This window comes from Pseudomonas sp. Irchel s3b5 (genome assembly GCF_900187435.1).
Lineage (GTDB): Bacteria > Pseudomonadota > Gammaproteobacteria > Pseudomonadales > Pseudomonadaceae > Aquipseudomonas.
In genome coordinates, this window is the sequence record NZ_FYDY01000009.1 from 97,856 (window position 1) to 111,696 (window position 13,841).

At 58.2% G+C, this 13,841-nt stretch carries 15 protein-coding genes; 6 read left to right on the forward strand and 9 right to left on the reverse strand.

From position 1 onward, the window contains the following. Positions 1-322 precede the first annotated feature (322 nt). Positions 323-949 carry a response regulator transcription factor gene (locus CKW15_RS12740; RefSeq protein WP_095057053.1) on the forward strand — a complete coding sequence of 209 codons (627 nt, stop codon included), beginning with the start codon at positions 323-325 and terminating at the stop codon, positions 947-949. An 87-nt stretch (positions 950-1,036) separates the two neighbouring features. Here the strand turns inward: CKW15_RS12740 and CKW15_RS12745 are convergent, their stop codons facing one another. From CKW15_RS12745 to metG, 8 genes are all read right to left on the reverse strand, one after another. Then, the gene (locus CKW15_RS12745; protein WP_095057054.1) at positions 1,037-1,216 is read right to left on the reverse strand and encodes a PA3496 family putative envelope integrity protein; all 180 of its coding nucleotides are present in this window, start codon (positions 1,214-1,216) and stop codon (positions 1,037-1,039) included. A 106-nt stretch (positions 1,217-1,322) separates the two neighbouring features. After that, on the reverse strand, positions 1,323-1,961 hold the full coding sequence (nth, locus tag CKW15_RS12750) for an endonuclease III (RefSeq protein ID WP_095057055.1): 639 nt from the start codon (positions 1,959-1,961) through the stop codon (positions 1,323-1,325). Positions 1,962-1,986: 25 nt separating this feature from the next. Then, entirely contained in the window at positions 1,987-2,574 is a 588-nt protein-coding gene (locus CKW15_RS12755) for an Rnf-Nqr domain containing protein (RefSeq protein WP_095057056.1), read from the reverse strand. Continuing rightward, complete coding sequence (locus CKW15_RS12760) at positions 2,567-3,178, reverse strand: RnfABCDGE type electron transport complex subunit G (RefSeq protein ID WP_095057057.1); 612 nt, start codon at positions 3,176-3,178, stop codon at positions 2,567-2,569. The genes CKW15_RS12755 and CKW15_RS12760 overlap by 8 nt, the downstream gene beginning before the upstream one ends. Then, a complete protein-coding gene (locus CKW15_RS12765; RefSeq protein WP_095057058.1) occupies positions 3,175-4,161 on the reverse strand; it encodes an RnfABCDGE type electron transport complex subunit D in 987 nt (328 codons plus the stop codon). Before CKW15_RS12765 ends, CKW15_RS12760 begins: the two co-directional genes overlap by 4 nt. Further along, positions 4,148-5,155: an electron transport complex subunit RsxB gene (gene rsxB, locus CKW15_RS12770; RefSeq protein ID WP_095057059.1), complete on the reverse strand. Its 1,008-nt coding sequence runs from the start codon at positions 5,153-5,155 to the stop codon at positions 4,148-4,150. Before rsxB ends, CKW15_RS12765 begins: the two co-directional genes overlap by 14 nt. Further along, positions 5,152-5,721 carry an electron transport complex protein RnfA gene (locus CKW15_RS12775; protein WP_095057060.1) on the reverse strand — a complete coding sequence of 190 codons (570 nt, stop codon included), beginning with the start codon at positions 5,719-5,721 and terminating at the stop codon, positions 5,152-5,154. The genes rsxB and CKW15_RS12775 overlap by 4 nt, the downstream gene beginning before the upstream one ends. Positions 5,722-5,902: 181 nt before the next feature. Beyond that, positions 5,903-7,954 (reverse strand): methionine--tRNA ligase, encoded by a 2,052-nt coding sequence (gene metG / locus CKW15_RS12780; RefSeq protein WP_095152174.1) that lies wholly within the window; start codon positions 7,952-7,954, stop codon positions 5,903-5,905. A 249-nt stretch (positions 7,955-8,203) separates the two neighbouring features. Here metG and apbC point away from each other — a divergent pair, with 249 nt between their 5' ends. Then, positions 8,204-9,298: an iron-sulfur cluster carrier protein ApbC gene (gene apbC, locus CKW15_RS12785; RefSeq protein WP_095057061.1), complete on the forward strand. Its 1,095-nt coding sequence runs from the start codon at positions 8,204-8,206 to the stop codon at positions 9,296-9,298. Positions 9,299-9,415: 117 nt separating this feature from the next. Here the strand turns inward: apbC and CKW15_RS12790 are convergent, their stop codons facing one another. Next, entirely contained in the window at positions 9,416-10,174 is a 759-nt protein-coding gene (locus CKW15_RS12790; protein ID WP_095057134.1) for an SDR family oxidoreductase, read from the reverse strand. Positions 10,175-10,326: 152 nt separating this feature from the next. Here CKW15_RS12790 and CKW15_RS12795 point away from each other — a divergent pair, with 152 nt between their 5' ends. The 4 genes from CKW15_RS12795 to groL all read left to right on the forward strand — a co-directional run bounded on the left by CKW15_RS12795 (position 10,327) and on the right by groL (position 13,838). After that, entirely contained in the window at positions 10,327-11,058 is a 732-nt protein-coding gene (locus tag CKW15_RS12795) for a HugZ family protein (RefSeq protein WP_095057062.1), read from the forward strand. A gap of 66 nt (positions 11,059-11,124) precedes the next feature. Next, a complete protein-coding gene (locus CKW15_RS12800) occupies positions 11,125-11,601 on the forward strand; it encodes an FxsA family protein (RefSeq protein WP_095057063.1) in 477 nt (158 codons plus the stop codon). A gap of 247 nt (positions 11,602-11,848) precedes the next feature. Next, positions 11,849-12,142 (forward strand): co-chaperone GroES, encoded by a 294-nt coding sequence (locus tag CKW15_RS12805; RefSeq protein ID WP_095057064.1) that lies wholly within the window; start codon positions 11,849-11,851, stop codon positions 12,140-12,142. Positions 12,143-12,191: 49 nt separating this feature from the next. After that, positions 12,192-13,838 carry a chaperonin GroEL gene (gene groL, locus CKW15_RS12810; RefSeq protein ID WP_008053540.1) on the forward strand — a complete coding sequence of 549 codons (1,647 nt, stop codon included), beginning with the start codon at positions 12,192-12,194 and terminating at the stop codon, positions 13,836-13,838. Positions 13,839-13,841: the final 3 nt, after the last annotated feature.

The following is a 13,841-nucleotide window of genomic DNA, read 5'->3' on the forward strand; positions in this document are numbered from 1 at the left end:
GGTGAGAATGTTGATTGTGCAAATAGCCGTTACTTTTGACCTGGCGATAGAAAGCGTAGCGTTCGAATAACGGCTGTTGGATCTTGTTGCTGGGTGAATCCTGTTATAGGGCGATACAAAAAACTATTGAAAGGTGCGTTGCCACCTCCCGGATACAGTTTTCATTTCATTCTGTTCGAGGTTTATTTGTAAGAAAAATCCGTGATGTTTGTAGGGAATGTCTCTTGGTGCAGGTGCCCGGGAAGGCCGACATGCCATGGGTGAAACGACTAGGCTATTGTGCGGGCTCTAAAAATTCGAACAGCGAAAATTGGACTTGCCCATGAATAAAGTGCTGATCGTGGATGATCACCCCGTCATTCGTCTTGCGGTGCGTATGCTGATGGAACGTCATGGTTACGAAGTTATTGGGGAAACCGATAACGGCGTGGATGCATTGCAACTCGCTCGTGAACTTATGCCGGACATCGTCATTCTGGATATTGGAATTCCAAAGTTGGATGGCCTGGAAGTTATTGCACGTTTATCGTCGACAGCGATGCCGATGAAAGTGCTGATACTGACGTCTCAGGCGCCGGGTCACTTTTCCATGCGCTGCATGCAGTCGGGCGCTGCGGGATATGTATGCAAACAACAGGACCTGACCGAGTTGCTTAGTGCAATCAAAGCTGTACTGTCAGGCTACAGTTATTTTCCCAATCAAGCCTTGCATACCGTACGGTCCAGTTTGGGGAACGCCAGCGAAGCCGATATGGTGGATCGTTTGTCGGGGCGGGAAATGATGGTCTTGCAGCAATTGGCCCGAGGCAAGACCAACAAAGAGATTGCTGACGGGATGTTCCTCAGCAATAAAACCGTCAGCACTTACAAGACTCGCCTGCTGTTGAAGCTCAATGCTCGTTCTTTGGTTGATCTTATTGAGTTGGCGCAGCGCAATGGCCTGGTGTGACGGCAGCATCGCATGACGGGCGAGAAGGTGCGGGCTATCAAGGGGGCGCTCAGTAAAAAGCCTCCGTTTCGGGAGGCTTTTCAGGTGTCATAAGTCAAAATCGTAATCGGCCAATTGCTTTTGCAGTCGGCGCTCCTCCAGCAGATTGTCGATGGTGCGGCGTTTGCTCAGATTGGTTTTCGCTACTTCAACCACCGGTTCAACGTCATCAGTCTCGGCGGCGGTGAAGTCTTCTTCGACGTCCAATTGCTCTTTGCCATTACTCATTTAGCTACTCCAGGCTAAGAAGGCCTTTGGCGCTCCTTATATCGACAATCCTCCGGCGGGTAAAAAAGATTTTTTCAATCGACAATCAGATAATCCCAATAGCGCCTCAATCGTCCGAGGTTTTGTGCTTGTATTCGCACAAGTCCTCGATCCGGCAACTGCCACAGCGGGGCTTGCGAGCAAGGCAAACGTAGCGGCCGTGGAGGATCAGCCAGTGATGGGAGTCCAGCAGATATTCCTTGGGTACGAACTTCATCAGTTTTTTCTCGACCTCCACGACATTCTTGCCCGGTGCAATGCCGGTGCGATTGCTGACCCGGAAGATGTGCGTGTCGACGGCCATGGTCAACTGGCGGAATGCGGTGTTGAGCACCACGTTGGCAGTTTTGCGACCGACACCGGGTAACGCTTCCAGCTCCTCACGGGTTTGTGGCACTTCGCCGGCGTGAAGCTCGACCAACATGCGACAGGTTTCGATCACGTTTTTCGCTTTGCTGTTGTACAACCCGATGGTCTTGATGTAGTCCGACAACCCCTCGACCCCCAAGGCATGGATGGCTGCCGGGGTATTGGCAACCGGGAACAGTTTGGCGGTGGCCTTGTTGACGCCGACATCGGTCGATTGCGCCGAAAGAATCACTGCGATCAGCAATTCAAACGGTGACGAATACGCCAGTTCGGTCTTCGGTTCCGGATTGTCTTCATGCAATCTGCGGAAAATTTCCAGGCGTTTTGCGGCATTCATGGGCAGTGCGTTTCCTCGAAAACGGTCAGAGTGAGGGCTGCGGGCGGTGCCAGGCCTGCCAAGCGGCCAGCAGCAACCCCAACAGAATGAAACCGCCGGGGGCGAGGGTTGCCAGGTGTAAGCCACCGTCGGCGATCAGTAGCCAACCTTGCCAGTCCGGTTGACCCGCGCCAGCCAGCCACGATAGATGGCGGCCGAGTGTCCCGTTGCCGATGAGTTCGCGCAACAGGCCAACACTCACCAGCAAGCCGCCGAACAGGGCACATAACTTCAGACGTTCCACACGGGCGCGGCGGAAAAAGCCAGCGTGCTCCAGCACAACGCATTGCAAGGCGAGCAAGCCTGCATAGATTCCCAAATGCTGATGCCATGGCAGCGACCAGATTTGCGCAACGAGTTCCGCACAACTGGTCCACGTGGCGGCGAGCAGCACGCCCGCCAGCAAATGGGTCGACGGCAGTATTCGTGGTCGCAGTAAGGACATGCTCAGACTAAAAGCGCTGATCACCAGAATGAACAATAGCCACAGACCCAAAGCGCTCACCAGCGTGTCGGTGGTCCCTATGAGCGGTGTGAGCATCAACGTGCTCAGCAGGACGGATGATTTATTCATGGGAAGGTTTCCCGAGCAGCGATTGTCGGTATTCATCGAAATAGCGCAGCGCGTCATGGGTCGCGTTGATCACTGCTCTGGATGTGGTGGTCGCTCCAGCGATCTGGTCGAATTGCCCCTGGTCCTTTTTCAAGGCCCAACCCGCATCGGCGGGATCGGTGCTGGATTTACCGGAAAACCCCTGGAGCCAGGCATTCGGCCAGTCAGCGATTCGTGCCCCGAGTCCTGGTGTTTCCGATTGCTTGAGGGTTTTGACGCCTATCAGCCTGCCACTTGTGTCGATCGCAATCAGCAGTTCAATGGTGCCGGTGTAACCCAGAACCTGATTGCGCAACAACACGGCAGAAGCTTGGCCGGATTTGGAAGCCCGGTAGCCCATCAGCAACGTGCTGTTTTCGAGTTTGGGATTTTCGAGCGTCAACGGTTGTTCAAGTGGCTGATTGTCATAGCTGTCCGCTGGTAGCAAATCCAGCAGATTACGACTGTCGATCAGGCGTTGTTCGGCGGCAATGCGCGGCGCGCTGTTGTGCTGCATGAGCCAGGTCAGGCCGATGCCCAAACCTGCCAGTAATACCAGTATGGCAATGCTCGTCGCTCGGCTCATGGCGATGTCGGCTCCTGTCTTGATGCGACAAATCGCTCCAGTGCAGGCACACAAAGATTCATCAAGAGGACGGCAAACGCCACACCGTCCGGATAACCACCCCAGGTGCGGATCAAGTACGTCAGCAGCCCGACACCCACGCCAAACAGCAGCCGCGCGCCAGGTCTTTTGGCGCCGGACACCGGTTCCGTCACAATGAAAAACGCCCCCAACATGCTGGCGCCGGTGAGGAGATGAAACAGCGGTGAACCATGGGAGTCGGAGCCCGAACCGTTCCAGCACAACAGGCTGATGATGAAAAGGCTGGCAAGCATGCCGACCGGCGCATGCCAGCTGAAAACGCGTCGTTGCAGCAGAAACAGACCGCCTGCCAGAAACGCCAGGCTCACCCATTCCACGCCACGTCCACCGAAGTGACCAAACGCGGGGTTCATCGAGAACAGTTCGTCCAGGGTCAGGCTTTTGTTGATGCGCAGGCTGTCCAGCGCAGTGGCCTGGACCCAGGCGTCCGGCGCCTGGCCGAAGCCGAAGGCCTGTTGCACGCCGCTCAACAGGTCCATGCCGTGAGACGACGGCCAATGGGTCATTTGCTGGGGAAACGTGACCAGCGCAAAAGCAACGCCAAGCATGGCCGGATTGAAAGGATTCGAACCGACTCCGCCATACAGGTGCTTGCCGAATACCATCGCGAACGCGGCAGCACTGATCGTCAACCACCAAGGGCAATAGGGGGGCAGGGCCAGGGCCAGCAATGTCGCACTGACCAGGGCGCTACCATCGCTCAAGTTCGGTGTGAGTGGCCACTTGCGCAATTGCAGCACAGCCGCCTCAACAGCGAGCGCCGCTGCAACCGCCAGAATCAGATTGATCAACACACCCCAGCCATACAACCAGAAGGACGCCAGCAGTCCCGGCAGGACGGCCAGCAGCACCAGTTTCATGGCTTGCTGCAGACGATCGTCAACCGATTCAAGGGGCGGCATAGGCGTCCACCTGGCGTTCGGCTTCGCTGACCGCGCGTAGAAGGGCATCGATCTGTTCGGCAGGCGCTTCGCTACCCTGAGCCTTCTTGAGTTCGGCGCGGCGCATGGCCAGCTGAATTTTTGCCCGTTTCAGTTCGGCATCCTTCGCTGGGGGCGGGGCGGGTGTCGGCGCCGCAGGTGCGGTGCTTTCCAACTGCGCCAAACCTCGCTCGGCGGCCTCGTGCTGCTGTTGCAGGATGATCAGTTGCGATTGCTGCTCGAAGGTCGGTGGATGCCCGAAAGCTTTCAGCGATTTGTGCAGTTGTGCGCGGCTCATCGCCACATCGATCTTGGCTTTTTTCAGCGCCGCATCGGCATTCGCGGCTTTCTGGGCGCGGACGCGTTCGAGGGCCGCCTGCACCGGATCGAGCGTCGCCTCCACGGGTTGGGTAGTACGCTGACGGGCTTGTCGTTCGGCGATTTTCTGTTGCTCTTCCCGCATCAGGCGCGCATTGCGTTGCTCAAAGCGGCGCCGGGCGTGATTGCGTTTGGCGGTGCGCGCCTGTTGTTCTTCAAGCGTGAATGCCAGGCCACCGACAACCGGTACCACCGCGGCGGGCGACAGCGGACGCATCTCGATGCAATCCACCGGGCACGGCGCCACGCAGAGATCGCAACCGGTGCACTCGTCGATGATGATGGTGTGCATCAGTTTGGCCGCGCCGACGATGGCATCGACCGGGCACGCCTGAATGCACTTGGTGCAACCGATGCATTCGGCTTCGCGAATGTAGGCGATTTGCGCAGGTGCCGAGCCGCGGCTGACATCCAGTTCCAGCACCGGCACTTTCAACAGATCGGCCATAGCCGCAATGGTTTCGCTACCGCCGGGTGGGCACTTGTTGATCGGCTCACCGGCGGCGATGCCTTCGGCGTAGGGCTTGCATCCGGGATGGCCGCACTTGCCGCACTGGGTCTGCGGCAGGAGGGCGTCGATGCGTTGAATCAGACTCATGTTTTGATCAGTCCGCTGAATCCTAGAAAGGCCACGGCCATCAATCCGGCGCCGATCAGATCGATCGGCAAGCCGCGAAAGGGCCGGGGAACATCGTTTTCGAGTGTACGTTCGCGCAAATCGCTGAACAGGCTCAGCACCAGCCAGAAACCCAGCCCGGCACCAAGGCTCAGGGCCGTGGCATGAAAGAAACCTTTGTCCGCCTGGGCGTTGAGCTGCGTTACCCCAAGCACACCCGCGTTCCCTAGCAGCAACGGCCAGAGGCCTTCAAATGACCACTTTGGAAGCGCAGTAGAAAGAACCTTCAGCAGTGGGCTGATCAGCAAAACGCTCAGCGGCAGAAACACGAACAGCCGCAGGGCCGTCAGTTCCAGCGGCACCAGCAGCCAGTGGTAGAGCACATAACCGAGCATGCCAACGATCAGCGTCAGGCACGTCGTCGCAATTCCCAGCGCGTGAACCTGGCGCCGTTCGCTGGCCAGCAGCGGATCGACGCCCAGCGGCCAGTGCAACACGAGGTTGTTGATCAGGGCGGTGCTGATAAGCGTTAGCAGGGTTTCGGTCATGATCGTCCGTATCCGCTACTGGATCACTGCGTAGGAGCTGCCGCAGGCTGCGATCTTTTGATCTTTAAAAGCAAAGTCAAAAGATCGCAGCCTGCGGCAGCTCCTACGGACATTATGGGCCAGACATGAAAATCCCACAGTCGCGCCAGGCACGGCTGTGGGATCGGATTGCCGCACAAATTTACTTGATGCGCTGACCCGGCTTGGCGCCGCTGTCAGGGCTGAGCAGGTAGATTTCTTCACCGCCAGGGCCGGCGGCCATCACCATGCCTTCGGAGATGCCGAACTTCATTTTCCGTGGCTTGAGGTTGGCGATCATCATGGTCAGGCGACCATCGAGCTTCGACGGGTCCGGATAAGCACTTTTGATCCCGGAGAATACGTTGCGCGTCTCGTCACCGATGTCCAGGGTCAGGCGCAATAGCTTGTCGGCGCCTTCCACGTGCTCAGCCTTGACGATCAGCGCAACACGCAGGTCGACGGCGGCAAAGGTGTCGAACTCGATTTCCGGCGACAGCGGATCTTTGGCCAGTTCGCCATTGCCCGCTGGTGCCGCTTCGCCGGTGTCGGTCTGGCTGGCGGTCAGGTCTTCTTTCGAAGCGTCGGTCATGGCTTGCACCTTGACCGGGTCGATGCGGGTCATCAACGGCTTGAACTCGTTCAACTGATGGTTGCTGAGCAAGGTCGCGTGGTCGTTCCAGGTCAGCGGCGCGACGTTCAGGAACGCCTCGGCGTCGGCGGCCAGCAGCGGCAGCACAGGCTTGAGGAAGATCACCAGTTGGCGGAACAGATTGACGCCCGTGGCGCAGATGGCCTGGACTTCATCCTGCTTGCCTTCCTGTTTGCTCAGCGACCATGGTGCCTTGTCGGCGATCCAGGCGTTGGCGCGGTCGGCCAGGCCCATGATCTCGCGCATGGCGCGGGCGAAGTCACGGGCTTCATAGGCGTCGGCGATGCTTGGCGCGGCGGCCAGGAAGGCATCAGTCAGTTCAGGCGCGGCGTTGGTGTCGACCATGACGCCGGCATTGCCCTTGTTGATGAAACCGGCACAGCGGCTGGCGATGTTGACGACTTTGCCCACCAGGTCGGAGTTGACCTTCTGCACGAAGTCTTCGAGGTTCAGGTCCAGATCGTCGACGCCACGGCCGAGCTTGGCCGCGTAGTAGTAACGCAGGTATTCCGGCGACAGGTGATCCAGGTAGGTCCGGGCCTTGATGAAGGTGCCGCGGGACTTGGACATTTTCTGACCGTTGACGGTCAGGTAGCCGTGGACGTTGATGCCGGTCGGCTTGCGGTAGCCCGCGCCTTCCAGCATGGCTGGCCAGAACAGGGCGTGGAAGTTGACGATGTCCTTGCCGATGAAGTGGTACAGCTCGGCGGTGGAGTCCTTGCCCCAGAACGCGTCGAAGTCCAGCTCCGGCGTGCGGTCGCACAGGTTCTTGAAGCTCGCCATGTAGCCGATCGGTGCATCCAGCCACACGTAGAAATACTTGCCCGGCTCGTCAGGGATTTCAAAGCCGAAGTACGGCGCATCGCGGGAGATGTCCCACTGTTGCAGGCCAGCATCCAGCCATTCGGCGATCTTGTTGGCGACGGCGTCTTGCAGGGTGCCGCTGCGGGTCCAGGTTTGCAGCATTTGCTGGAAGTCTGGCAGCTTGAAGAAGAAGTGCTGGGAATCCTTGAGCACCGGGGTGGCGCCGGAGATTGCCGATTTCGGATCCTTCAGGTCGGTCGGTGCGTAAGTCGCGCCGCATTTTTCGCAGTTGTCGCCGTACTGGTCTTCGGTGCCGCATTTCGGGCAGGTGCCCTTGATGAAGCGGTCGGCCAGGAACATTTTCTTTTCCGGGTCGAAATACTGCGTGATCGAGCGCGTGGCGATGTGCCCGGCGTCGCGCAGCTTCAGGTAGATCTGGCTCGACAGCTCACGGTTTTCTTCGGCGTGAGTGGAGTGGAAGTTGTCGAAGTCCACCAGGAACTCGGCAAAGTCGGCGCTGTGTTCAGCCTGGACGTTGGCGATCAGTTGTTCCGGGGTGATGCCTTCCTTTTCCGCACGCAGCATGATGGCCGAACCGTGGGCGTCGTCGGCGCAGACGTAGATGCATTGGTTGCCGCGGTGCTTCTGGAAGCGCACCCACATATCGGTCTGGATGTATTCCAGCATATGGCCAAGGTGAATCGAACCATTGGCATAGGGCAGGGCGCTGGTGACGAGGATCTTGCGTGGCTCGGACATGGGGCTCGGCTACTTGATGAAACGGAGGTCGGCCACTATAAAGCGCCGGCGCATATTTTTCACCCTGTGAGCCTGTTTCATTGGATGATCGACCTGTAGGAGCCCGGCTTGCCGGCGATAGCGGTCTTGGGTGTGCCATCGCCGGCAAGCCAGGCTCCTACAAAAGCGCGATCTTTTGAGCATCCCGTCGAACGCCTAGAACAGGTACGATACCCGTCATCTTTTCCAGTCCTGTTTTCGGAGTTGCCCATGAGCGCCGTCAATCGCGCAGCGGTGGAAGCCGTCCTTCGCCAATACACCGACCCTTACCTGAACCAGGACCCTGTCAGCGCCGGGTGCGTGCGCAACATCGATATCCAGGGCGACCGCGTCAGCGTTCAGCTCGAATTGGGTTATGCCGCCGGTCTGTTCAAGAGTGGCTGGGCGCAGATGCTGCAAATGGCCATCGAGGGGCTCGACGGCGTAACGACCGCTCGCGTGGACATCACCAGCGTGATCGCCGCACACAAGGCTCAGGCGCAGATTCCGGGCCTGGCGAACGTTAAAAACGTGGTGGCCGTCGCCTCCGGCAAGGGCGGCGTGGGGAAATCCACCACCGCCGCCAACCTGGCATTGGCCTTGGCCCGTGAAGGCGCCAAGGTCGGCATTCTCGACGCAGATATCTACGGTCCGAGCCAGGGCATCATGTTTGGTATCCCTGAGCGCACACGACCTGAAGTCAAGGATCAGAAGTGGTTCGTACCGCTCAAGGCCCACGGCGTCGAGGTGATGTCCATGGCGTTCCTGACCGACGACAACACGCCGATGGTCTGGCGCGGGCCGATGGTTTCCGGCGCCCTGTTGCAACTGGTCACGCAAACTGCCTGGGGCGACCTCGATTACCTGGTCATCGACATGCCGCCTGGCACAGGTGATATCCAGCTGACCCTGGCACAGAAAGTCCCGGTGGCTGGTGCCGTCATTGTCACCACGCCACAGGACCTGGCGCTGCTGGACGCGCGCAAGGGTGTGGAAATGTTCCGCAAGGTCAACATTCCGGTGCTGGGCGTGGTGGAAAACATGGCCGTGCACATCTGCTCGAATTGTGGACATGCCGAGCATCTGTTCGGTGAGGGTGGTGGTGAGAAGCTGGCGACCCAGTATGGTGTCGAACTGCTTGCTTCGTTGCCGTTGGCGATGGAAATCCGCGAGCAGGCCGATGGTGGCAAGCCAACTGTGATCGCCGAGCCAGATTGCCCGATCGCCATGGTTTACCAGGAACTGGCCCGCCATGTCGGTGCGCGGATCGTGTTGCAGGAAGCGTTGACGCCGGCGATGCCGAATATCAGCATCAGCGACGATTGATTTGCGGCGCCTATAAACAGATCGCAGCCTCGCTTCGCTCGACAGCTCCTACATTGGATTGGCTTACACCTGTAGGAGCTGTCGAGCGAAGCGAGGCTGCGATCTTTTGATCTCGCTTTAGATCCGCAAACCGCCATCCATCTCCAGAATCCGACCGGTGTAGTAGTCGTTCTCGAAGATGTACGCCGCCGAATGGGCGATTTCTTCAGGCTTGCCCATGCGCTTGAGCGGTATCCCGGCAGTCATCTTGTCGAGCGCTTCAGGCTTCATGCCCAAGGTCATTTCGGTTTCGATGAAGCCCGGTGCAATGCCGGCTACACGGATGCCGTAGCGCGCCAGTTCCTTGGCCCAGGTCACGGTCGCGGCAGCGACACCGGCCTTGGCGGCGGAGTAGTTGGTCTGGCCCACATTGCCTGCGCGGGAAATCGACGAGATATTAATGATCGCGCCGCTGTTATCCAGCTCGATCATTTTTGCCGCGACTTCACGGGTGCACAGGAACACGCCGGTCAGGTTGACATCGATCACCGCCTGCCACTGGGCCAGGGTCATCTTGGTCATTTCGCCGTCCTTGACCTTGAGCAGCAGGCCGTCGCGCAGGATCCCGGCGTTGTTGATCAGGCCATGGATCGCGCCAAAGTCTTCGGCGACCTGGGCGACCATGTGGGTCACTTGCTCTTCATTGGCAACGTTGCACAGATAAGCGCGGGCTTCGGCACCCTTGGCCTTGCAGGCCGCGACGGCGTCGTCGAGTTTTTCCTGGTTCAAGTCCACCAGCGCCAGTTTCGCGCCTTTACTTGCGAAATACTCGGCCATGGAACGGCCTAAACCCTGGCAACCGCCAGTGATAATGATTACTTTGTCAGTGAGTTGCATTCGCATGCCCCGGTAAATGGTCTGGGTGTTTTCATAGGCATCTTCTCCATCACGCCTACCTTGGCACATGAGAACTGCCCCTATTGGCGGGCTGGAACTTTCACCAGTCGCCGTCCGTTTTTTTTGACGGATTCTAATTAAGGAGTCATAAATTGAGCGTAGAAGCGGCTAAGCATGCACGAGAATTGCTTCTCAAGGAATACCGTGGAGTGCTCTCCACGCACTCCAAATCAATGCCCGGCTTTCCGTTCGGCTCCGTCGTTCCATACTGCCTGGACGAGCAGGGTCGGCCCCTGATCCTTATCAGCCGCATCGCTCAGCACACTCATAACCTGCAAAAAGATCCCAAATGTTCGCTGTTTGTCGGCGAGCGCGGCGCTGAAGATGTACAAGCCGTTGGTCGCCTGACTTACCTCGCCGAGGCGCAGCAGCTGGAAGGCGAGGACGCTATCGCCGCGGCGGCCGAACGTTACTACCGCTACTTCCCGGAATCCCAGAGCTACCACACGGCACATGATTTTGATTTCTGGGTGCTCAAACCTGTACGCCACCGCTACATCGGCGGTTTCGGCGCGATTCACTGGGTCAACGACCTGACCCTGGCCAACCCGTTCGCCGGCAAAGCCGAAGTGAGCATGGTCGAGCACATGAATGCCGATCACGCCAAGGCCATTGCCCATTACGTCGATCTGGCCGGTTTGCCGAAAACCGCTGCGGCGCAAATGGTCGGTATCGATACCGAAGGCATGCACCTGCGCATCGGTCAAAGCTTGTACTGGTTGCCGTTTCAAGCGCCTTGTAATACGCCGACACAAGTCCGGGAAGCCTTGGTTTCTCTGGCTCATGCTGAACATTGGCCAAAAAATGAAGTGGCCGACGCTTGAATTCACGAAACGGCGACGTCATCTAAGGTGAACTGGCAAGGCATTCTTGCGTTGAGGAAACATTTGATGCGCCCTTTTTTGTTGCTCTTTCTGCTGTTCCCGGTGTTGGAGCTGTTCGTATTCGTCAAAGTGGCAGGGTCTATCGGGTTTTTCCCGGCTCTGCTGCTGGTCATTCTCGGCTCGATGTTCGGTGTGTTCGTGCTGCGCATCGCGGGGCTGGCCACGGCACTGCGTGCCCGTGAAAGCCTGAGCCGCGGCGAACTGCCAGCCCAGACCATGCTCGAAGGCCTGATGCTGGCGTTGGCCGGTGGCCTGTTGATCTTGCCGGGTTTCATCAGCGACGTGATCGGCTTGATCATGTTGCTGCCGGTCAGCCGTCGCCTGCTGGCCAACAAAATGCGCCAGCGTGCCGAGGAGCAGGCCATTCGCCAACGTGCGTTTGCCGATGACCTTCAAGCCCGGGGCGGACCTGCGCCGCGCGAGCCGCTGGGGCGTGAGCCCAACGTGATCGAAGGCGAGTTCGAACACCGCGACACCAAGTAACACATTCGACACACGGCACCTTCGGGTGCCGTGTTCGTTTGCGGGGCAACGAACAGAAAAATTTTCAATCCTCGCCCTTGTAATAAGCTTATGCGCCCTTATGTAACGGTCACCGCAAGGTTTCTGGCGAACACGCCAGACAGACTTCCGCGGTTCGCTTGACGAACCGCAACCGGCACCGCCGGACTTTGTTTAACCCGCCGGGACTACACCGGCCGATGAAAACCACAATTGGGAGAGATCGACAATGAAGCTTCGTCCTCTGCATGACCGCGTCGTTATCCGTCGCAGCGAAGAAGAAAAGAAAACCGCTGGCGGTATCGTCCTGCCAGGTTCGGCTGCTGAAAAAGCCAACAGCGGCGAAATCCTCGCTGTAGGCCCAGGCAAAGCACTGGAAAGCGGTGAAGTGCGTGCACTGTCCGTGAAAGTGGGCGACAAGGTTGTGTTCGGTCCTTACTCCGGCAGCAACACTGTGAAAGTCGACGGCGAAGACCTGCTGGTAATGAGCGAGAACGAAATTCTCGCTGTTATCGAAGGCTGATTACCCGCTCATTTTCCCGCTACTACAAAGTATTTAAGGAATATCGATCATGGCTGCTAAAGAAGTTCTGTTTGGCGATTCCGCCCGCAAGAAAATGCTCAAAGGCGTCAACGTCCTGGCTGACGCGGTAAAAGCGACCCTGGGCCCGAAAGGCCGTAACGTGATCATCGAGAAGAGCTTCGGCGCTCCGACCATCACCAAGGACGGCGTTTCCGTCGCCAAAGAAATCGAACTCGAAGACCGTTTCGAAAACATGGGCGCGCAGCTGGTCAAAGACGTTGCCTCCCGTGCCAACGATGACGCCGGCGACGGTACTACCACCGCTACCGTTCTGGCTCAGTCGATCGTCAACGAAGGCCTGAAAGCCGTCGCTGCCGGCATGAACCCGATGGATCTGAAGCGCGGCATCGACAAGGCGACCATCGCCATCGTCAAAGAGCTGAAAAACCTGTCCAAGCCATGCGCTGACACCAAGGCAATCGCTCAGGTGGGTACCATCTCCGCCAACTCCGACAACTCCATCGGCGACATCATTGCCGAAGCCATGGAAAAAGTCGGTAAAGAAGGCGTGATCACCGTTGAAGAAGGCACTGGCCTGGAAAACGAACTGTCGGTTGTAGAAGGCATGCAGTTCGACCGTGGCTACCTGTCCCCGTACTTCGTCAACAAGCCGGAAACCATGGTTGCCGAGCTGGACAACCCGCTGGTTCTGCTGGTCGACAAAAAGATCTCGAACATCCGCGAAATGCTGCCAGTGCTGGAAGCCGTTGCCAAAGCCGGCCGTCCACTGCTGATCGTTTCCGAAGACGTTGAAGGCGAAGCCCTGGCGACTCTGGTCGTGAACAACATGCGTGGCATCGTTAAAGTCGCAGCCGTCAAGGCTCCAGGCTTCGGCGACCGCCGCAAGGCCATGCTGCAGGACATCGCTGTTCTGACCGGCGGTACCGTTATCTCCGAAGAGATCGGCCTGAGCCTGGAAGCAGCCACCCTGGAAAACCTGGGTAGCGCCAAGCGCGTGACCATCTCCAAGGAAAACACCATCATCGTTGACGGTGCTGGCGTAGCAGGCGACATCGAGTCGCGCATTGCTCAGATCCGTGCCCAGGTTGCCGAAACTTCCTCGGACTACGACCGTGAAAAACTGCAAGAGCGTCTGGCCAAGTTGTCCGGCGGCGTTGCAGTGATCAAGGTTGGCGCTGGTTCCGAAGTAGAAATGAAAGAGAAGAAAGCCCGCGTTGAAGACGCCCTGCACGCTACCCGTGCAGCCGTTGAAGAAGGCGTGGTACCTGGCGGTGGCGTTGCGTTGATCCGCGCTCTGCAAACCTTGAACGATCTGAAAGGCGACAACGCTGATCAGGACGTAGGTATCGCTGTTCTGCGCCGTGCCGTTGAAGCACCGCTGCGTCAGATCGCTGCCAACAGCGGTGACGAGCCAAGCGTTGTGGTCAACGAAGTCAAGAACGGCAAAGGTAACTTCGGTTACAACGCTGCGACTGGCGAATACGGCGACATGATCGAAATGGGTATCCTGGACCCAACCAAGGTCACCCGTTCCGCGCTGCAAGCTGCATCGTCGATTGGCGGTCTGATCCTGACCACCGAAGCTGCAGTTGCTGATGCACCGAAGAAAGACGGCGGTGCTGGCGGCGGTATGCCAGACATGGGCGGTATGGGCGGCATGGGCGGCATGATGTAAGCC